Source organism: Mycobacterium sp. 852002-51057_SCH5723018, assembly GCF_001667035.1.
GTDB lineage: Bacteria > Actinomycetota > Actinomycetes > Mycobacteriales > Mycobacteriaceae > Mycobacterium.
In genome coordinates this window covers 1-19,680 of the sequence record NZ_LZIR01000128.1, presented here as the reverse complement: position 1 = coordinate 19,680, position 19,680 = coordinate 1, and the positions used below count along the sequence as shown (strand labels likewise).

The window sequence follows — 19,680 nt, the reverse complement described above, 5'->3', positions numbered from 1 at the left end:
CAACGACCGCGTCCCCGACCTCAGGAGCTCGCAAACGACGATGGAGGAGCTGTGGACACCGTACTTGGCGTCTCGATGGCGCCGACGGCCGTCCGGATGGTGCTGGTCGAAGGTGAGAACGGCGACGGCGCGACGGTCGAAGAGGACAACTTCCAGGTGGCCGCGGACGACGACGCGGCAACGGTCACCGCGGCCGACCAGGTAGTCTCGGCGATCCTGGGGACCCGGGAGGGCGCGGCCGAGGGCGGCTACCAACTGGCGTCGACCGGCGTCACTTTCACCGACCCGATCGAGGCCGCCGCCCTGTGGGATGCGCTGGCCGCCCACAAGGTCGAAAATGTGATGCTGGTCTCGGCGTTTCTGGCCGCGGCCGCACTGGCCCAGGCGGTCGGCAATCAAACCAACTATGCGCACACCGCGCTGCTGTACATCGAGCCTGATACTGCGACCCTGGCCGTCGTCGACAGCGCGGATGGGTCCGTCACCGACGTTCGTCGGGAACCCCTGCCCGATGACGACGAAGCCGCGGTCACCCAGCTGGCCAGCATGGTCTCGGAAGCCGAGACGCTAGCGGCCCATCCGGATGCCGTGTTCGTCGTGGGCTCCGGAGTCGACATCCCGATGATCAAGCCGGCGCTGGAGGCCGCGACCACCCTGCCGCTGGCATCGCCCGAGGAGCCGGAGACGGCGTTGGCGCGGGGAGCGGCGCTGGCGTCGGCCAGTGCTCCGCTGTTCGCGTCGTCCACCACGGCGCTGGCCTACGCGCAGGATCCGGGCACCGGTGCCATCGCCCCGTTCGCCGTCGCCCCGGGCTACTTCGAGAATCCGGCCGGCGGCGCCGACGACCCTCTGGCCTACAGCGCTGTGGCCGACGATCTCGACTACCCCTACACCGGCGAGCACGCGGCCTCGCAGCTCGCTGACGAAGGCTATGGCGAGCGCAGGTCGTTCCGGCTGGTTGGGAGCGCGGTGGCGGGCATCTTCGTCGTCGGTGTGGCGGCGCTGGTTGTTTCGTTGGCGATCGCGATCCGGCCGACCGCCAGTGTGCAGCCCGCTCCCGGCCACAACGTCGTCGCGCCCGCCCAGGCACCGGCGGCGCCGGCCCCGGCACCCGCCCCCGCGGCTCCCGCACCGGCTCCAGCCGAGGCGCCGGCTCCCGCGCCGGCCGCGGTTCCGGAGCCGCCCGCTCCCGCCCAGGCCCCGGTTCCCGAGGCTCCCGCCCCGGCGCCCGCGCCGATTCCCGAGGCTCCCGCGCCAGCCCCGGTTCCGGTGCAGGCGGCCCCGGTTCCCGCCCCCGCGCCGCCACCGGTGGTGGCACCCCTCCCCGTGCCGATCCCGCTGCCGATCCCCGGCATCGGTGGTCCGCCCATCATCGGTGCGCCGCCGGGAGGCGGCTTCGGGCCGGGTCGCAGCGGCGGCGAGTTCCCCGGCGGCCCGGGTCGCGGCGGCGGCGAGTTCCCCGGCGGGCCGGGTCGCGGCGGCGGCGGCTTCCCCGGGTTCCCCGGGGGCGGCGGCGGCCAGGGCGGCGGTCACGGCGGGTTCGGTCGCCACTAGCCCCTTCGGGGTCAGCTGTCACCTGCCGTTTGCCTCCCGATCAGCACAGCGATGCAGTTAGCTCATCGCGACCACATACACCGGTTGTATGCGATGCACCGTATTTGGCACCGGTTACCTCGGTGCCACCCACGCCGTCGGGATGGCGGAACTGGGACACGACGTCGTGGGGGTCGATATCGACGCGGGCAAAGTCGCCAAGCTGGCCGGCGGTGATGTTCCGTTCTACGAGCCCGGCCTGCGAAAGTTGTTGACCGACAATCTCGCTGCCGGACGGCTGCGGTTCACCACTGACTACGAAATGGCGGCCGACTTCGCCGACGTTCACTTTCTGGGCGTCGGAACGCCGCAAAAGAAGGGCGAATACGGCGCCGACCTGTGCCACGTGCACGCGGTCATCGATGCGCTGGTGCCGCGGCTGACCAGGCCGTCGGTGCTCGTCGGCAAGTCGACGGTCCCGGTGGGCACCGCGGCCGAGCTGAATCACCGGGCGGCCGCGCTGGCGCCGCACGAAGTCGACGTCGAAATCGCCTGGAATCCGGAGTTTTTGCGCGAGGGCTACGCTGTGCACGACACCCTGCACCCGGATCGCATCGTGCTCGGCATCCAACAGGGTTCGACGCGCGCCGAGGCGGCGGTCCGAGAACTGTACGGCCCGCTGCTGGACGCAGGTGTGCCGTTCCTGGTGACGGACCTGCAGACCGCGGAGTTGGTCAAGGTTTCCGCCAATGCCTTTCTGGCGACCAAGATTTCGTTCATCAACGCCATCTCCGAGGTGTGCGAGGCCGCGGGCGCTGACGTCAGCGTGCTGGCCGACGCCCTCGGGTACGACCCGCGGATCGGTCGCCAATTCCTCAATGCCGGTTTGGGTTTCGGCGGCGGATGCCTGCCCAAGGACATCCGCGCGTTCATGGCCCGCGCCGGCGAGCTGGGAGCCGACCAGGCGCTGACGTTCCTGCGCGAGGTGGACAGCATCAACATGCGCCGGCGCACCCGGATGGTCGAGCTGGCCACCACCGCATGCGGCGGCTCGCTGCTGGGCGCCAACATCGCCGTCCTGGGTGCGGCGTTCAAACCCGAATCCGACGATGTGCGTGACTCGCCCGCGCTCAACGTCGCGGGCCAACTTCAGCTCAACGGGGCCGCGGTCAACGTGTATGACCCCAAGGCACTGGACAACGCGCAGCGGCTGTTCCCGACGCTGAACTACGCGGTTTCGGTCGAAGAGGCCTGCGAGCGCGCCGATGCGGTGCTGGTGCTGACCGAGTGGCGGCAGTTCATCGAGCTCGACCCGGACGACCTGGCCGATCGGGTACGCGCGCGGGTCATCGTCGACGGCCGCAACTGCCTTGACGCCGCCCGCTGGCGGCAGGCCGGGTGGCGGGTGTACCGGCTGGGGGCGCCGCGGCCCTAGCAGGGCGGCGGTCTGCGTTCGGCGACCGGTTCGGCGTTGAGCGCGCGTTCGGCGTCGATGCGGCGGGTGCGGTCTTGTTCTCGGGTTCGGCGGCGGGTCGGCATCATCAGCCCCCGCTGCGCAGATGGTGGCTGTCCCATTGCGACAGTGGGTAATTCGCCGGTTGGCAAGCACAGGGTGGGGAACAGCAGCCGGCTGCCCGGCCGGGTCACATATCGCCGTCCGGTAGGCGAGGTCCACACGACGGTGCCGTCTGGGTGTTGCTCGTCGTGCCATTTTGGCCAAAAAGTCTTGAGCAGATGGTGTTTTCGGCACAGGCATTTCAGGTTTGACGCGTGCGTTGGCCCGATGGGGTAGGGGTTGGTGTGGTCGATGTCGGCGAACTCGGCGGGGCGGTCGCAGCCAGGGAACCGACAGGTCATATCGCGACAGCGGACAAAGCGCTCGAGTTCGGCCGAGGGGCGGTACCCGGGCTCGGGTGGCGCGTTCCCCGGATGGCGCAGCTGTCGGACTTTGGCGCCGTTGCGGATCAGCTCGGCCACCTTCGGGGCCGGTATGGTGCCGCCGCTGTGGTGGGCCGCGGGTTTGCGTTCGGTCGGGAGGTCGGGTTCGGGGTCGGGGGCCAGCACGTCGGCCAGGGTCATGTCCGGCGTGATGGGCCGCGGCGCGCGCTCCCCGGAGGTGTGCGGGTCCGGCTCGGCCTCCAGCGTGTCCTCGTGAGCGACGACATGGATGATCACGTTGGTCGCCCGCTCGTCGGCCTGTCTGCTCGCCGGGCAATCAGCGTGTCCGCAGCCACAAGCAAGCCGGTCGGCGCCGGCACCCAGGGCACCCAGCGCGTCGGCGCGGCGTTGGGCGATGGTGCGCGGATCGTCATCACATACCTCGTGGGCCATCTGCGTCAGCCTGCGGTCCAAAATGGCCGCATCGGTGGCGAACATCGATCCCCACAAGTGTGCGGTGCCTGACTGGTCGTTCCCTGGCGTGATAACCACGTCGCGGCCTCGCGCGGCGGCACGGGCGCGGCGCACCGCCGCGGGATCATGGCGGTCAACGATGGCGTCGATGGCCTGGGCGGTCTTGGTGACCGACAGCGCACCCAGTCTCGTTGCGGCGTCGGCCAGCATCTCGTCGACCCGCTGCATTGCGTCAGGGTCTTTGATCAGGTCGGTGTGCCACACGATGGCACTGGCCAGCCGAGCGCTGATGGCGCCCTCGGAGAACAGGGCCCCTACCCGGGGCAGCCGGTCGCGCAGCGCCACCGCCAAATACATCTGGCCCGAGGCCATGGCGTGGCTAATCCCTTGGGCGGCTGCGACTTCGGCGGTCATCGCGTCCCAATTATCACAAGACCAATGCGCACAGTCGGTGGGACCGTCGGCGTGGCGGCGCACCAACTCGGCGATGGCCGCCAGCCGCCGGGCCCCGGCGGCTGCCTCCGCGCGGGCGCACTCCGCGATCGCAGACACCACCGCCGCGTCGTCGGCACGCGCCAGCGACTCGGTGGTTGGCAACTGGGAATCGCACATATGTTCGAGAGTAGCCAGTGGCTGCGTGAAAGTGCCGCATCCTAGAGCCAGATTGTGGATGAACTTCCAACTGTGGATAACTCGCCGGGTAGCCTGACCGCGTGGACTATGCCACCGCATTCCTCGCCGAGAACAGCGCTTTCGCGGAGCTTTTCCGCGACGCCGACGGATCCACACCGGTACCGACGTGCCCGGGCTGGACACTCACCCAGTTGTTGCGCCACGTCGGCCGCGGCGATCGCTGGGCGGCCCAGATCGTGCGCGACCGCCTCGACCACATGCTCGATCCCCGCACCGTCGAGGGTGGCAAGCCGCCACCGGATCCCGCCGACGCGATCTCCTGGCTGCATGGCGGCGCGCGGCGGCTGGTCGACGCCGTCGAGCTGACGGGCGTGGAGACGCCGGTGTGGACCTTCCTCGGGCCGCGCCCGGCCAACTGGTGGATCCGGCGCAGGCTGCACGAAGCGGCGGTGCACCGCGCCGATGCCGCCCTCGCGATCGGCGCCGAGTTCACGCTGGACCCGACGATAGCCGCCGACGGCCTCACGGAATGGCTTGAGCGAGTAGCGATTCAGGCCGGGAGTGAGGGAGCGCCGCTGCCGCTCGAGGACGGCAACACCGTGCACCTGCACGCCACCGATCCAGGACTCGGGGAAGCCGGCGAATGGAACCTCGCCGTGGACGAGGGCCGGATCGCCTGGTCGCACCAGCACGGCAAGGGGAGCGTCGCCTTGCGCGGCGCCGCCGCCGAACTCCTTTTGGCGGTGACGCGCCGCGTGCCGCTGGCCGACACCGGTATCGAGCTGTTCGGCGACCAGACCGTGTGGCAGAACTGGCTGGACCGTACCCCCTTTTAAGCCAGCCGCGACACGGTACCTTGCTGACCATGACCACATCGGAGATCGCCACCGTCCTGGCGTGGCACGACGCGCTCAACGCTGCCGACATGGAAACCTTGGTGGCCTTGTCCAGCGACGACATCGAGATCGGCGACGCTCATGGGGCCGCCCAGGGCCACGAGGCGCTGCGCAGGTGGGCCGCCGCCCTCGAAGGCACGGCCGAGCTGGGCCGCATGTATGTGCACGACGGCGTGGTGGTCGTCGAACAGAAGGTCAGCACGCCAGGCGGGGCCGTCACGGACGCCGCGTCGGCGTTCCGGGTGGTTCGCGATCATGTCACCTCGGTCTTCCGGCACGACAACTTGGCGTCGGCGCTGGCGGCAACCGAACTCACCGAGGCCGACCTCGTCAATTAGGAGAGGGCATTCATGCGTGGAATCATCCTGGCGGGCGGGTCGGGCACCCGTCTCCATCCGATCACCATCGGCATCAGCAAGCAGTTGCTCCCGGTTTACGACAAGCCGATGGTGTACTACCCGCTGTCCACGCTGATGATGGCCGGGATCCGCGACATCCTGGTGATCACCACCCCCCATGACGCCGCCGGCTTCCAGCGACTCCTCGGTGACGGCTCGCACTTCGGTCTCAACCTCACCTATGTGCAGCAACAGCAGCCCGAGGGTCTGGCGCAGGCTTTCGTGCTCGGCGCCGACCACCTGGGCAACGATTCGGCGGCTTTGGTGTTGGGGGACAACATTTTCTACGGGCCGGGCCTGGGCACCAGCCTGAGCCGCTTCCAAACCATCGACGGGGGCGCGATTTTCGCCTATTGGGTGGCCAACCCGTCGGCCTACGGCGTCGTGGAGTTCAGCGACGACGGCATGGCGCTGTCGCTGGAGGAGAAGCCGGCCACGCCGAAGTCTCAGTATGCGGTGCCGGGCCTGTACTTCTACGACAACGATGTGATCGAAATCGCCAAGAACTTGAAGAAGTCCGCGCGCGGCGAGTACGAGATCACCGAGGTCAACCAGATTTACCTCAACCGGGGCCGTCTCAATGTCGAGGTGATGGCCCGCGGGACGGCTTGGCTGGACACCGGCACGTTCGACTCGCTGCTGGACGCCAGCGACTACGTCCGCACGCTGGAACGGCGGCAGGGGCTGAAGGTCAGCGTCCCCGAGGAAATCGCGTGGCGCCAGGGCTGGATCACCGACGAGGAGATGGCCTCGCGAGCGCACACCTTGGTCAAGTCAGGCTACGGTGGCTACCTGCTGGAGTTGTTGGAGCGGGGCTGATTTCGGCGGGCGTGGCCAGCACGGCGGCGATCGCCGTCGTCAGCGGCACCGACAGGGCCAGCGCGATGCCGCCCACGGCGGAGCGCACGAGTTCGATGGCCACGCTCTCGCTCATCAGCACGTCGCCGAGCGAGCGATTGGCGACGCTGAACAGCAACAGCAGCGGGAGCGAACTGCCGGCGTAGGCCAGCACCAGCGTGTACACGGTGCTCGCGATGTGATCGCGCCCCACCCGGATCGCGCCCAGGAAGATGGCCCGCCGTGAGCCCCCCAGATGGGCGAGCTCGAACACCGTCGACGCCTGCGTCACGGTCACGTCGTTGAGCACCCCCAGCGACCCGATGATGAACCCGGCCAGCAGCAGGCCGCTGATGGACACGCTGCCCAGATACGCGCTGACCGCGTTGTTCTGTTCGTCCGACAGCCCCGTCAGGTGCGTCAATTCGATTGCCGCCCAGGACAATCCCGTGGCCAGCAGCAGCGCCGACAGGGTGCCCAGCAGGGCGGCACTGGTGCGCAGGTTCACGCCGTGCGCGAGGTAGATCACCGCGTAGAGGATGGCCGCCGAGGCCACCAGTGCCACCGGTATCGCGGGTGCGCCGTCGCGCAGCGCCGGCAGCAAAAACACCACCAGCACGGCGAACGCGACGACGATGCCGACCAGCGCCAATAGCCCACGCCAGCGGGCCACCGCGACGATCACCACCGCGAAGGCGATGGCGAGCCCGACCAGCGGCCAGCCACGTTCGAAATCGTAGAACGCGTAGCTGGTGGCGCCTTGGTCGTCGACCTGCCGCACGAGCCGGATGTGGTCTCCCGCCGCGAATTTCGGCTGGCCCGGGCCCGGGGAGGACTCCAGGAGCGTCTTGGCGCCCGCGTTCGGTCCGGAGTCGATTCCGACGACGGTTTCTACGCACTGCCCGGCCCCGGGGATGGCCGGCTGCGGCCCGGTGGTGAGCACCTGACCCGCCGACGGGCTGCCGCAGTCGCTCAGCCCGCTGGAGAGGACATGCCCGCTCACCGTGCTCACGGCGCCGCCGGCCGCGTTCTGGAACGGCATCGGGATGTCAACGTGCTGGCGGCTCGGCCACAGCAGTACCGCACCGGCTATCACGGCCACACCGATGGCAACCAGCAGCCCGACCACGATCTTGGCGGGCAGCGGATCCAGCGGCGACGGGCCGGACGACAGGTTGTGCGAGTGTGAGTGGGCCACCCGGTCGAGGGTAGAGGGCGGTGCCTGCGAACTTCCTTACTGTCGATAGCTGCTGAGGAAGTTGCCCAGCCGCTCGATCGCCGCGGCGAGGTCGCGCGACCACGGCAGGGTGACGATGCGCAGGTGATCCGGCTCGGGCCAATTGAATCCGGTGCCCTGGGTGACCAGGATCTTCTCGGACAACAGCAGATCGAGGACGAGTTGCTCGTCGTCTTCGACCTCGTAGACCTCAGGGTCCAAGCGGGGAAACGTGTAGAGCGCGCCCTCCGGTTTGACGCAGGACACCCCGGGGATCTCGTTGAGTTTGGTCCACGCGACGTCGCGCTGCTCGAGCAGCCGCCCACCGGGAAGCACCAGGTCTTCGATGCTCTGGTGACCGCCGAGGGCGACCTGAATGGCATGCTGCGCAGGCACATTCGGGCACAGACGCATGTTCGCCAGCAGGCTGACGCCCTCGATGAAACTGCCGGCGTGGTCCTTGGGCCCGGTGATCGCCAGCCAGCCGGCCCGATAACCGGCTACGCGGTAGGCCTTCGACAGGCCGTTGAAGGTCAGGCACAACATGTCCGGCGCCAGCGACGCCACGTTGATGTGCTTGGCGTCGTCGTAGAGGATCTTGTCGTAGATCTCGTCGGCAAGAAGCAGTAGCTGATGCTTGCGCGCCAGATCGACCATCTGCCTGAGGACTTCGCGGCTGTAGACCGCGCCGGTCGGGTTGTTCGGGTTGATCACGACCAGCGCCTTGGTGCGCTCGGTGATCTTGGACTCCAGGTCGGCGATGTCGGGCTGCCAGTTCTGGGTCTCGTCGCACAGGTAATGCACGGGGGTGCCGCCCGCCAGGGAGGTCGACGCGGTCCACAGCGGGTAGTCCGGCGACGGGATCAGCACCTGGTCGCCGTTATCGAGCAGGGCCTGCAGCGTCATCGTGATGAGCTCGGATACCCCGTTGCCCAGGTACACGTCGTCAACGTCGAACCGGGGAAAGCCGTCGACCAACTCGTAGCGGGTGACCACCGCACGCCGGGCGGACAGGATGCCCTGCGAGTCGGAATAGCCCTGCGCGTACGGCAGGGCCTGGATCATGTCGCGCATGATCACGTCGGGCGCCTCGAAGCCGAACGGCGCCGGGTTGCCGATGTTGAGCTTCAGGATGCGGTGGCCTTCGGCCTCCAGCCGCGCGGCATGCTGGTGCACCGGGCCGCGGATCTCGTACAGGACGTCCTGCAGTTTCGACGACTGCGCGAAGGCCCGCTGCCGGTGATGGCCGACTTGGAAACCGGAACCGTGCACCGGCAGCTGGTGAGTAGTCACGTCACCTATGGTGCCATTGTTGTCCAATTGAATTTGCTGACAGACCTCAATCTGTGATCAACGTTTGCCCGGCGGGCGGGCGGGCGCTGCGCTCGATACCCAGGCCTTGCCCGCTCGCCGGCGGTACGCGAACCGGGTGCCGCAGCTCGGCTCGCGCGGCGACCCGGCATGGCAACTGCGAAAGGTCGTTGCACGAAACCCGCACCTCGACGGAGGAATTTCCGCGGTAGTGGGTCAGTTTGAAACCGGCCCCAGCAACGCTCATCAGGGACAACGGTGGCCGCAAGACCACCCCGCGATGGGCGCTGGCGTCACCGACCGCGGGTGCACCTACCGCGACATCGCCGCCCTACTCGATTATTCAAACTGACCACTTCCCTTTTCGCTTTTCCTTGGTGAGTCAATATGGAAGCTTTTACGCTCCTTTCGACGAATCGGGCCACGTCGCCATACGCGAACTTGACCGAAAGGGGAGGCCCCGCATGGGGGGCATCGAGACTCGACTCGGAGCTTTGACGGGGTAGCCGTGGACTTCTGGGCTCCTCCCGAGATCACATCAGCACTGATTCATTCAGGGCCGGGGCCCGGATCGTGGCTCACCGCTGCCAACGCCTGGCGACAGCTGGTGACCGAGCTGGGACAGACCGCCGCTGACTACGCCTCCACCGCGGCGGGCATTCCCTGGCAGGGACCATCAGCGAGGGCGATGACCCTGTCTACCGTTCCCTACATCGCCTGGCTACACAGCACCGCAGTCCAGGCCGCTCAGATGTCGATGGCGGCTACCACCATGGCCAGCTCATTCGTCGCCACCCAGAGTGCTGTAGTGCATCCCAGCGTGGTCACTGCCAACCGCACGCTGCTGGCTGATCTGCTCGCAACAAACTTCTTCGGCATCAACTTGCCCGCCATCGCCGCCACCGAGGTCCAGTACATGCAGATGTGGGCGGACAACACGACCGCCATGCTGGGCTATCACGCAACCAGCCTGCAGACCATGGCGATGCCCACGTTTAACCCCCCATCCCCGATGACCACTCCGACCGCCACCGCGGCCCAAACGGCCGCAGTGACCGCGGCGGCAGCGCCCGCTCAGGCCGGTATCTTCGACAATCCGTTCGTTCAGACTGTCAACGGCTATCTGCAAAGCGTGATCGGCAGCGGTCTCTTTAACCCGCAGTCCTTTGTAAACGTGTTCACGGGCGGCCACGATTTCTTCCCCGGTCAGTACCCGGACGTCCTGGCCGCCACCCCCCGCAATCTGGCCATTGCCTACAACCTCACCGGTCCCGAGGCCGTGGGAGGGGTTCCCAACCTCTACGCTGCCGCTGCCTATGCGCCCGCCGCTGAGACTTCTGTCACCGCTTCGCTGGGCAAGGGAATGTACGTCGGCAACCTTGTGGTCCCGCCTTCGGCGGTCACCTCCCCGATCCAGCTTTCTGCCGCAGAGGCGCCGTTGATGGCAACGGCAGCTGACGGCGCTCCACTGGTCCCGATGTTCGTCCCGCCGATGCCGCCGGGCGCCCGTAAGGCCCAGCAGGATAAGCCGGCAGAGAAAGGCTATGGACCGCCGATCTTCGGCACCATCATGCGGCGACCTCCGGCGGGCGGATGAGACGAAGGACCACCAGGCCGGGTAGGGGGCGCGAATCTCAGCAGAGGACCAACCGGACGAGCCAAAGGCCGCGGCACCTTTTTGCGCACGACTTTGGAAGTAGCAGTGTTATCTAGCCCCTGTGTTTGTCCAGGGGCGCAGAGTTTCGGCGCTAGAAGTTACCCACAAATTTGGCCCACCTGTCCGTCAAGGGGGCTCGCCCCCTCGCAATCGCGCAGAAGATATCTGCGCGTGGGGTCGTGGGGCAGGAATCCGTTAGTACAAGCCTGGTGGGCGGCGGGATCGGTGATGCTGACACACGGATCGTCGGCGTGCGCTTGTGCTGGTGGAACGAAGAGGGGTGCCAGTGTTATCGCTGCTGCCGCCGAAACGGCGATTATCGCCCTCTTCATCAGTTCTTCCTTTCGTCACCCCCTAGTGACCACGTCGTTGTCGGCACCGACACAGTGTCGCACTTAACAACGCCGCTCACAGCGCAACTGATCCCAGCCGGCCGGGCCATCGTCGCCAACGTGGGCCTGTCTTGTGGCCCGGGAGACCCTGCTGGTGGTGGCAGAGTGCCTTTCCCCAGGTTTGCCAGATCGCTCATCGCATCGATCGAGATCCATTGCAACACAAAGGATCTCAACAACGCACACCACCCTGAAAACCCTGTGCCACAACAACAGCAACCCCCACCAGAAAAATCAGATGGCGGTACTCCCGTCACCTACGGCGCCATCGCTGTCCATTGAACTTTGCTGGCAGACCTCAAACTGTGATCAGCGTTTGCCCGGCGGGCGGGCACCCCGCGCGATGCCCAGGCCCTTAACAGGTGCCGCCGGCGGGGCCGCGTCGCCGTCGGGCTGCGGGGACGGCTCCGGCTTTTGCTCGGGCTCCGCTGTGGCCTCGGGTGGCTGCTCGGCCGGGGCCTCGGTTGCCTTGGCGGCGGGTGCGGTCCTTTTGGCCCCGGGTCGCTTGGCGCCGGCCGCGATCCCCAGGCCCTTTACGGGGGCAGCGGGTGCCGCGGCTTCCGTCCTGGTTTCAGCAGCCGGTGCCGGTTCGGCTGGCGCCTCGGCTGCCGGAGCTGCTGTTTTTTCCGCTGCCGCTGGGGGCGCCGCCTTCTTGGCGCCGGGTCGCTTGGCGCCCCCGGCAATGCCCAGCCCCTTTACGGGCGTGGCGGGGGCCTTGGCCTCGTCGGCCGGTGTCTCTGCCGGCGCCTCGGTCGCCTTCGCCGCCGGTGCGGCCTTCTTGGCGCCCGGTCTCTTGGCCCCGCCGGCGATGCCCAGCCCCTTGGCCGGCGGCGCGGCCACCTTGGCGGCCTTCTCCGGCTCGGCCTGCTTGGCGGGCTCGGCCTTCGCCGGTGCCGCGGGAGCCTCAGCGGGTGCGGCCGTCGCCTTGGGCGCCTTCGCGGCGCGTTGCTCGGCTTCCTTTGCGGCCGTGCCCTTCTCGGGCAGCGTCGCCTTGTCGTACTCGATCGAGCCGAGCAACACCTGGGCCACGTCAAGCACCTCGACGCCGCTGCGGCCGGCCTCTTCCTGCCGGTCGTTGACGCCGTCGGTGACCATCACGCGGCAGAACGGGCATGCGGTGGCGATCGTGGCGGCGTTGGTGGCCAGCGCCTCGTCGACGCGCTCGTGGTTGATCCGCTTGCCGATGTGCTCTTCCATCCACATCCTGGCGCCGCCGGCGCCGCAGCAGAAGCTGCGCTCGGCGTGCCGCGGCATCTCGGTGAGGGTGGCACCGGCGGCGCCGATCAGCTCCCGCGGCGCCTCGTACACCTTGTTGTGCCGGCCCAGATAGCACGGGTCGTGGTAGGTGATGTCCTGAGAAACGGGGGTGACGGGCACCAGCTTCTTGTCGCGCACCAGCCGGTTGAGCAGCTGGGTGTGGTGCAGCACGGTGTAGTTGGCGCCCAGCTGCCGGTATTCGCGACCCAGGGTGTTGAAGCAGTGCGGGCAGGTGACGACGATCTTGCGGTCGACGGTCTCCACGCCCTCGAACACCCCGTCCAGGGTCTCGACGGCCTGCTGGGCCAGTTGCTGGAACAAGAACTCGTTGCCCGACCGGCGCGCCGAGTCGCCGTTGCAGGTTTCGCCCGTCCCCAGCACCAGGTATTTCACGCCGGCGATGGCGAGCAGCTCGGCGACGGCCTTGGTGGTCTTTTTCGCCTTGTCGTCGTAGGCGCCCGCACAACCCACCCAGAACAGGTACTCGAACCCGTCGAAGCTGTCGACGTCCTCGCCGTAAACCGGCACGTCGAAGTCGACCTCGCCAATCCAGTTGGTGCGGTCGGAGGCGTTCTGGCCCCACGGATTGGCTTTAGTTTCAAGGTTTTTGAAGAGCACCGACAGCTCGGAGGGGAACTCCGATTCCATCATCACCTGGTAGCGGCGCATATCCACGATGTGATCGATGTGTTCAATGTCCACCGGGCACTGCTCGACACACGCCCCGCAGGTCACACACGACCACAGCACGTCGGGGTCGATGACGCCGCCCTGTTCGACGGTGCCGACCAGGGGGCGCGTCGCCTGCTCGGGCCCGGAGCCCATTACCCGGCCGAAGCCCGACTCTGGGACGTGGTGCTGCTCGGCGTGCTTCTCGCCGGACAGCTCCTCGCCGAGCCCGCCCTCGGGAGTGTTCTCGTCGGGGGATTCCTTGCTCCCCAGGATGTAGGGCGCCTTGGCCATCCAGTGGTCGCGCAGGTCCATGATGACGAGCTTTGGCGACAGCGGCTTGCCGGTGTTCCAGGCCGGGCATTGCGACTGGCAACGCCCGCACTCGGTGCAGGTCGCGAAGTCGAGCATCGCCTTCCAGCTGAAGTCCTCGACCTTGCCGCGGCCGAATTCGGCGTCGTCGGGCGGGTTGTCGAAGTCGATCGGCTTGCCGTCCGCCTCAATGGGGAGCAGCGGGCCCAGCCCGTCGGGCAGCCGTTTGAAGATGACGTTGATCGGCGCCGTGAAGATGTGCAGGTGCTTGGAGTGCAGCACGATGATCAGGAACGCCAGCATGACTGCGATGTGCAGCAGCAGGGCCGTCGTCTCGATGATCTCGTTGGCGGGCTGGCCGAGCGGGCGCAGGATGACGCCGAACAGCTGCGACAGGAACGCGCCTTTGCCGTAGGGCAGCGTGCCGTTGTTCACCGCGGACCCGCGGACGAACACGTAGGTCAAGATGACGTTGAAGATCATGAACAGCACCAGCCAGGCGCCGCCGGTGTGTGAGCCGTAGAACCGCGACGAGCGGCCGATCTCGCGGGGGCTGCGCGTCAGCCGGATGATCGCGAAGGTGGTGATCCCGAGGAAGACGGCGGTCGCGAAGAAGTCCTGCAGGAAGCCGAGCACCTCCCACCGGCCGATGACCGGGATGTGGAAGTTGTCCTGGAAGAGCAGCCCGTAGGCCTCGATGTAGACCGTGAGCAGGATGAAAAAGCCCCACATGGTGAAGAAGTGCGCCAGGCCGGGGATCGACCACTTCAGCAGCCGGCGCTGCCCGAAGACCTCGGCGATCTCCGTCCAGACCCGCCTGCCGACGTCGTCGGTGTGCCCGGGGGCCGGCTTTCCGGAGGTGACCAGTTTGAACAGGAACAGGACCCGCCGCGCGGCGAAGGCGAGCACGACGAGCGTCATGCCCATGCCCACTATCAGTCTGATGAGCATCTGCGTGGTCACAGAAGATCTCCCCAATGCGTAGTTACTCGCGGAATGCTTTTTGCCTGCTTAGGGCCTGCTCATAGTTACATCTTCGCGCGTCTGTGTGCGAGATAGGTTCCCCTAACTAGCCCTCCGGGACCAGCATGGCGCGCAGCATGGACAACATCTCCGACCGCGAGCCGGCGCCCAGCCGCCGACGGATCCGGGCGACGTGGTGCTCGACCGTCTTCGCCGAGATGAACAGCTGGCCACCGATGTCGCGGTAGGGCATGCCCAACAGCAGCAGCTCCGCGACTTCGCGTTCCCGATCCGACAGCGGTGACCCCGCCGGCGGTTGGTGTGGCGCCGCGGAAGGGATCGCCGGTGCGGCGGGCGCCTCGGCGGGACCGGCACCCAGCTTGAGGTCGCGGCCGAGTTGCAGCATGGCCGCCGACACCCGGCCGTCGGGCGCCTGCAGCGCGGCCTGGCCGGCCAGCCGGGTCGCGTCGGAGGTGAGGCCGACGTCCGACAAAGACCTCGCCGCAGCGGTGACCTCGTCGACGTCGACCTGATCGGCCAGCACCCTGAGCCACGTCCGGCCCGCCCCGGACAGCGCCCGCGCGAGGGTGCTCTCGGCCGCCGCCGCGCCGAGGGCCTGCCCGTGCGGTGCGACGGCCTCCGGTGAATTGGCGAGGATCCCCGCGTGCACGCCGGCCCAATGCAGCGGCACCGACCACAACGCCGGGTTGCCCAGCGATTCCAGCAGCTCGAACGCCTGGTCCAGGCTGTGCCGCAGCCGGTCCACCTGGCGCATCCGGGCGGCCGCCACCCACAGTTCTCCCAACGGGAGCAGCGCGAATAGATCGACGGAATGCTCCGCGAGCACTTCCATGGCCGTATACCAATGCTTTTGCAGCGCGCCCGCATCCCCGGTGCGACGGGCGACCGCGGTCTGCAAGGCCGACGCCCACAAGGCGTCCCGGCGGTGCAAGGCGGCGGAATGAACGGCCGCGGCGTCCGCGCCGGCCGCCGGCAGCTGCCCGTCCTGCATCTTGATCCATCCCGACAACAGGGTGTGGCGGCGCTCGAACAGCGGGTCGCCGCCGGCGCGCAAGGCTCGGCCGATCACGCTGCGCGCCCGGACGGGATCACCGCCGTGGATCGCGGCCAGGGCAACCAGCGCCGCGGGGCTGTCGGGAAGGACTGCGCCCGTCGACTGTTCGGTGGCCAAAGCCTGGCCGAGTTTGGCCACCGCCGCCGGATACGGGTGATCCATGGTGAGCAGCAGCCCTTCGGCGAGGCCGCGCGCGGTGCGGGCAGCCATGGTCGGTGGGCCGGTGTCCTTGAGGCGCAAGGCCTCTCGCGCAGCCGCGACGTCGCCTGTGGCGGTGTGCACGATCGCGGCGGCCGCGCCGACGATGGTATCGGGGTGGGGTCCCAACCAGCCGAACAATGCGGCGGCCTGATTCGCGTTGCCGTCCTGGGCCGCAACGCTGGCGGCGATCCGGACCGACGCGGCGCGTTCGTCGGGGTCGGTCGAGCCGAGCAGGCCGTCGGCCAAGGCGGCCGCCGCCGCGCAGTCGCCGGTGAGGGCCAGCGCGTCGGCGAGACGGGATCGCAGCGCTTCGGCGCCGACGTCGACCGCCGCCCGGTACAGGCGCGCGGCGCGCACGGAATCACCCCGTGCCGCCGCCGCCTGTTCGCCCAGGATGGCTGCCAGCCCGTCGTCTTTCAAACCGTGTTCGGCGAGTTGGAGCGCGAAATCCGCAGCGAGCGTTGACGTGTCGAGCTGCGCACGCAAGAGCGCCATTTCCACCTCGCGGTGGTGGGCGTTGCCGACGACGTTCGTGACCGCCCCATGCACCGACTGCAGGAACTCGGTGGGGTGCGACGGCTCGACGAGTCCGCTGGCGCGCGCCCGATCCACCAGGCGGCGCGCTTCCGCTGCCGGAAGTCCCAGTGCCGCAGCCACATCCGCAGCGCCCAGTTCCTGGGTCAGCGACATGACGAGGAGGGTGTCCAGGGTGGGCTCGTCGAGCCGGCGCAATCGTTCGATCAGCGCGAACCTGGCCGCCTGCGCAGGGGGCCGCCTGCCGTCGGCCACCGCGTGCACCAGGAACGGCAGACCGGCGGTGCACGACGCAAGGTGCTCGTCGGCAGGCAACGGACCGAGCGGGATGCGCCGGCCGTCCCGCTCGATGGCCAGAGTGAGATCCCGCAGCCGCTCCTGGGGCTGCCCGGCCACCACGATCGTCGCGCCGGGATCGCTGGCGCGGTCGGCGAGGGCCACCAGTTCGGCGTCGGTCAGCGCCTCGGCGTCGTCGACCACCAACACCGCGTCGGGCGGGTCGCCGGCGCGGGGAGGGCGCGCCAGCACCTTCAGCCCGGCACGTCTCAGCGCCTCGCGGGACGCCGCGACAACGGTGCTCTTGCCGGATCCGATGCCACCGCTGATCAGTAACTTCGTCGGCGTTGCTGGGGCGTCGGCGAGGGCCTGGATCACCTGACGCGCACCCGGCGGGACATCGGCCGGGGACTCCCTCATCTCGCGCGTTCCCCTTCCCGGCTCGGTGGATCAGCCGTCCCCGCAACCTTGACAAGCCCCTAATAGGGGACCCCCTAATACTGCCGTAGCAGAGGTGGGTTGCGCACCGATCACACCGGCGGGTCCGGCCATTAGCATCTTGGTATCCAGCCGAGCGCTTTGAGGAGGTTGAGCGGTGGCGAACTCGTTGCTCGACTTCGTGATCGCGGTTGTGCGGGACCCCGACGTGGGTGCGCGGTACGCCGCCAACCCCGGGCAGGCGATCGCTGACGCCCATCTAACCGGCGTGACCAGCGCCGACGTGAACAATCTGATTCCCATGGTGTCGGACTCGCTATCGATGGCAGGCCCCCCCGGCGCCGGTTTCGGACCGCCCGCCGCCGAGCACGGCAATGTCTGGGCAAGCGGCGCGGCCGCCGCGGCGCTTGACGCGTTCACCCCGCACACCCCCGCGGGGGTCGTGCAGCCGCATGACCCGGCGAGCGGCGTGATCACCCACCCGTCCAGCTCGCCGGTCGCCGAAGAGCAGATCCATCCGCAGCCGCTGGGACTGGACGCGCATGAGCCATCCGTGCAGCTCACAGGCTTGGAGACGCCCGACGGCACCGTCGAGCACGGCGGCTTCCCGGGGTACGAACTGAGTGCCTGGGAGCACCCGATCGACCACTCCCACACCGTCGATCCCGACCACCACGACTTCGGTATCCACGGCTGACCACTCCCTTTCCAGGCTCCGCAGCATGCCCAAATTATGGCTCTGAGCTGCGCAAACGCCAGTCCCCCAAATCCCCCTAATCCCCTAATGGGACTACCCCGTCCACCCCGGAGGGTCGCTGAGCGTCTGGGGGATCGGACCCCGATTCCGGGCTGACCCCAAATGCATAGCGTGTATATCGAAACGCCGGTCGCCCGGCGAGAGGCTTCAGAGAATTCGAAGGGAACCGACCATGGACGCGCTGATCCGATACATCCTGTCGCTGTTTGCCAGCCCCGAAGCGGCCCAAGCGTTCCTCAATGGTCCCGAGCAGTCGATGAGTGTGGCCGGGGTCAACGCTTCCCCCCAGGAGTTTGCGCTCGCGGCGGCCAACGCGCTGCCCGGAGTGGATCTGGGCGGCGACCCGGTCGGCGGCCTGCAGCAGGTCCTGACCGACCAGTACGGCTACGCGCCCGCGTATGGGGGTTACGAGCCCTATGGCGGGTACGGGCCCAGCCTGGTGTCCACGGTCGCCGACGACGGCGCCGCGTTGGTGGGCGACGCCGTTGCCCCCGTCGTGTACGGCACCGACGCCGTCCTGAGCGACGGCGGCGCCATCGTGGGCGGCTTGGGCGGCGGACTTGTCAATGCCGTCGATGCGGGGCTGTGGAACGCCGCCGACGGAGGATTCGTGGGACCGGAGGGCGGTTTGGGCTGGCAGCCCGGGTGGGGCGGCTTCGGGCCGGGCACTGGGGAGTTCGGCACCGGCTTCGGATCTGGTTGGGGCGGGTTCGGCCCTGGTTGGGACTCCGGGCCGGGTTGGGGTGATTTCCGCCCGGGTTGGGGTGACGCGCGCCCTGGTTGGGGGGACGTCCGACCGGGCTGGGGCGACGCGCGCCCTGGTTGGGGTGATTTCCGCCCGGGTTGGGGTGACGCGCGCCCTGGTTGGGGTGATTTCCGCCCGGGTTGGGGTGACGCGCGCCCTGGTTGGGGCGACTTCCGGCCGGGTTGTGGCCCAGACTGGGGCGGATTCGGTCCCGGTGGTGGCCCTGGTTTCGGCGGCTTCGGTCCCGGGTTCGGGCCGGGCTTGGGCGGCTTCGGCCCGGGTCCCCTGCTTGGTGGCGGCGTCGGTTTGGGTGCTGAGATCAACGCCGGCCTGGGTCTTGGTTTGGGTGTTGGCGGCGGCGCCGGTCTCGGGGCTGAGATCAATGCTGGCTTGAACCTTGGGCTTGGGGCTGGACTGGGCGCTGGAACCGGTTTCGGTTTGGGTGGCCAGGCGGGTCTAGGTGCTCAGGTCGGTGCCGGCTTGGGTCTTGGGCTAGGCGGGGGTCTGGGCGCTGGCGCCGGTTTTGGTTTGGGCGGTCAAGCAGGCTTCGGTGCTGGTTTGGGCGCTGGGACGGGTTTTGGTCTCGGTGGAGTGGCCGGTCTGGGTGCAGGCGGCGGTTTCGGTGGTGGTGTCGGCCTCGCAAGCGAAGCAGGTTTCGGCGCCGGCCTAGGTGCGCGCGCCGGTTTCGGCGGCGGTGTCGGGCTTGCCGGTGAGGCCGGTGTTGGTGGTGAAGCCGGCCTCGGCGGTGGCGTCGGCCTGGGTGCGGGCGCTGCTCTCGGCGGTCGCGCGGGTCTGGCCGGTGGAGCCGGTTTTGGTGGCGGCGCGGGCTTAGGCGGTGAGGCCGGTCTGGGTGGTCAGGTTGGTCTGGCTGGTCAGGCGGGGTTGGGCGTCGGCGCTGGTGTTGGCGGTGGTGCTGGACTGGGCGGTCAGGTTGGTCTGGCTGGTCAGGCCGGGTTGGGCGGCAGCGCTGGTGTTGGTGGTCAGGCCGGGTTGGGTGGCGGCGCTGGTCTTGGCGGTCAGGCCGGCCTGGGTGCAGGCGCTGGTGTTGGTGGCCAGGCCGGCCTAGGTGGCGGCGCTGGTCTGGGTGGTCAGGTTGGTCTGGCTGGTCAGGCCGGCCTGGGTGCGGGCGCTGGTGTTGGTGGTCAGGCCGGCCTGGGTGTGTGACCTTGACTGTGAGCAGAGCACCGGATACTTCGGAGAGGGGGGGGGGGGGGCGGGGCGGGGGTTG

At 68.5% G+C, this 19,680-nt stretch carries 14 protein-coding genes; 8 read left to right on the top strand and 6 right to left on the bottom strand.

What is annotated here, in order from left to right; genetic code table 11:
• Nucleotides 1-96 precede the first annotated feature (96 nt).
• Both A5764_RS26745 and A5764_RS26740 read left to right on the top strand, forming a co-directional pair.
• A complete protein-coding gene (locus tag A5764_RS26745) occupies nucleotides 97-1,554 on the top strand; it encodes a hypothetical protein (protein WP_197501746.1) in 1,458 nt (485 codons plus the stop codon).
• An 88-nt stretch (nucleotides 1,555-1,642) separates the two neighbouring features.
• Entirely contained in the window at nucleotides 1,643-2,968 is a 1,326-nt protein-coding gene (locus A5764_RS26740) for a UDP-glucose/GDP-mannose dehydrogenase family protein (RefSeq protein ID WP_067119866.1), read from the top strand.
• Here A5764_RS26740 and A5764_RS26735 read toward each other — a convergent pair.
• On the bottom strand, nucleotides 2,965-4,497 hold the full coding sequence (locus A5764_RS26735) for an HNH endonuclease signature motif containing protein (RefSeq protein ID WP_067119863.1): 1,533 nt from the start codon (nucleotides 4,495-4,497) through the stop codon (nucleotides 2,965-2,967). The genes A5764_RS26740 and A5764_RS26735 overlap by 4 nt on opposite strands.
• Before the next feature lie 101 nt (nucleotides 4,498-4,598).
• Between A5764_RS26735 and A5764_RS26730 the strand changes: the two genes are divergently transcribed.
• Genes A5764_RS26730 through rfbA form a run of 3 tightly spaced genes read left to right on the top strand, consistent with a single transcriptional unit; the run spans nucleotide 4,599 to nucleotide 6,631 of the window.
• Entirely contained in the window at nucleotides 4,599-5,354 is a 756-nt protein-coding gene (locus tag A5764_RS26730) for a maleylpyruvate isomerase family mycothiol-dependent enzyme (protein WP_067119860.1), read from the top strand.
• Between the two features lie 29 nt (nucleotides 5,355-5,383).
• A complete protein-coding gene (locus A5764_RS26725) occupies nucleotides 5,384-5,752 on the top strand; it encodes a nuclear transport factor 2 family protein (RefSeq protein WP_067119858.1) in 369 nt (122 codons plus the stop codon).
• Nucleotides 5,753-5,764: 12 nt separating this feature from the next.
• Nucleotides 5,765-6,631: a glucose-1-phosphate thymidylyltransferase RfbA gene (gene rfbA, locus A5764_RS26720; protein WP_067119855.1), complete on the top strand. Its 867-nt coding sequence runs from the start codon at nucleotides 5,765-5,767 to the stop codon at nucleotides 6,629-6,631.
• Here the strand turns inward: rfbA and A5764_RS26715 are convergent.
• From A5764_RS26715 to A5764_RS26705, 3 genes are read right to left on the bottom strand one after another with little or no spacing between them, the layout of a single operon-like run.
• Nucleotides 6,582-7,847 carry a YibE/F family protein gene (locus A5764_RS26715; RefSeq protein ID WP_067119852.1) on the bottom strand — a complete coding sequence of 422 codons (1,266 nt, stop codon included), beginning with the start codon at nucleotides 7,845-7,847 and terminating at the stop codon, nucleotides 6,582-6,584. The genes rfbA and A5764_RS26715 overlap by 50 nt on opposite strands.
• A 36-nt stretch (nucleotides 7,848-7,883) precedes the next feature.
• Nucleotides 7,884-9,185: a pyridoxal phosphate-dependent aminotransferase gene (locus tag A5764_RS26710; RefSeq protein WP_067119848.1), complete on the bottom strand. Its 1,302-nt coding sequence runs from the start codon at nucleotides 9,183-9,185 to the stop codon at nucleotides 7,884-7,886.
• Nucleotides 9,186-9,204: 19 nt separating this feature from the next.
• Complete coding sequence (locus A5764_RS26705; protein ID WP_156664905.1) at nucleotides 9,205-9,423, bottom strand: hypothetical protein; 219 nt, start codon at nucleotides 9,421-9,423, stop codon at nucleotides 9,205-9,207.
• A 261-nt stretch (nucleotides 9,424-9,684) separates the two neighbouring features.
• Between A5764_RS26705 and A5764_RS26700 the strand changes: the two genes are divergently transcribed.
• Complete coding sequence (locus tag A5764_RS26700) at nucleotides 9,685-10,773, top strand: PPE family protein (protein WP_067119842.1); 1,089 nt, start codon at nucleotides 9,685-9,687, stop codon at nucleotides 10,771-10,773.
• 761 nt (nucleotides 10,774-11,534) lie between these two features.
• Here A5764_RS26700 and A5764_RS26695 read toward each other — a convergent pair.
• Nucleotides 11,535-14,426, bottom strand: coding sequence for a (Fe-S)-binding protein (locus A5764_RS26695; protein WP_067119839.1), 2,892 nt, complete (start codon nucleotides 14,424-14,426; stop codon nucleotides 11,535-11,537).
• Between the two features lie 106 nt (nucleotides 14,427-14,532).
• Nucleotides 14,533-16,932, bottom strand: a complete 2,400-nt coding sequence (iniR, locus tag A5764_RS26690) for an isoniazid response ATPase/transcriptional regulator IniR (protein ID WP_067119836.1) — start codon at nucleotides 16,930-16,932, stop codon at nucleotides 14,533-14,535.
• Nucleotides 16,933-17,107: 175 nt separating this feature from the next.
• Here iniR and A5764_RS26685 point away from each other — a divergent pair, with 175 nt between their 5' ends.
• Nucleotides 17,108-17,647, top strand: coding sequence for an IniB N-terminal domain-containing protein (locus tag A5764_RS26685; RefSeq protein ID WP_067119833.1), 540 nt, complete (start codon nucleotides 17,108-17,110; stop codon nucleotides 17,645-17,647).
• Nucleotides 17,648-17,879: 232 nt separating this feature from the next.
• Entirely contained in the window at nucleotides 17,880-19,616 is a 1,737-nt protein-coding gene (locus A5764_RS28660; protein WP_156664904.1) for a hypothetical protein, read from the top strand.
• The last annotated feature ends 64 nt before the right edge of the window (nucleotides 19,617-19,680 follow it).

Excerpts from the sequence above, each read along its gene's own strand:
- A5764_RS26740 (WP_067119866.1), top strand. The coding sequence starts at position 1,643 with ATGCGATGCACCGTATTTGGCACCGGTTACCTCGGTGCCACCCACGCC.
- A5764_RS28660 (WP_156664904.1), top strand. The coding sequence starts at position 17,880 with ATGGACGCGCTGATCCGATACATCCTGTCGCTGTTTGCCAGCCCCGAA.
- rfbA (WP_067119855.1), top strand. The coding sequence starts at position 5,765 with ATGCGTGGAATCATCCTGGCGGGCGGGTCGGGCACCCGTCTCCATCCG.
- A5764_RS26735 (WP_067119863.1), bottom strand. The coding sequence starts at position 4,497 with ATGTGCGATTCCCAGTTGCCAACCACCGAGTCGCTGGCGCGTGCCGAC.
- A5764_RS26745 (WP_197501746.1), top strand. The coding sequence starts at position 97 with ATGGTGCTGGTCGAAGGTGAGAACGGCGACGGCGCGACGGTCGAAGAG.
- iniR (WP_067119836.1), bottom strand. The coding sequence starts at position 16,932 with ATGAGGGAGTCCCCGGCCGATGTCCCGCCGGGTGCGCGTCAGGTGATC.
- A5764_RS26705 (WP_156664905.1), bottom strand. The coding sequence starts at position 9,423 with ATGAGCGTTGCTGGGGCCGGTTTCAAACTGACCCACTACCGCGGAAAT.
- A5764_RS26725 (WP_067119858.1), top strand. The coding sequence starts at position 5,384 with ATGACCACATCGGAGATCGCCACCGTCCTGGCGTGGCACGACGCGCTC.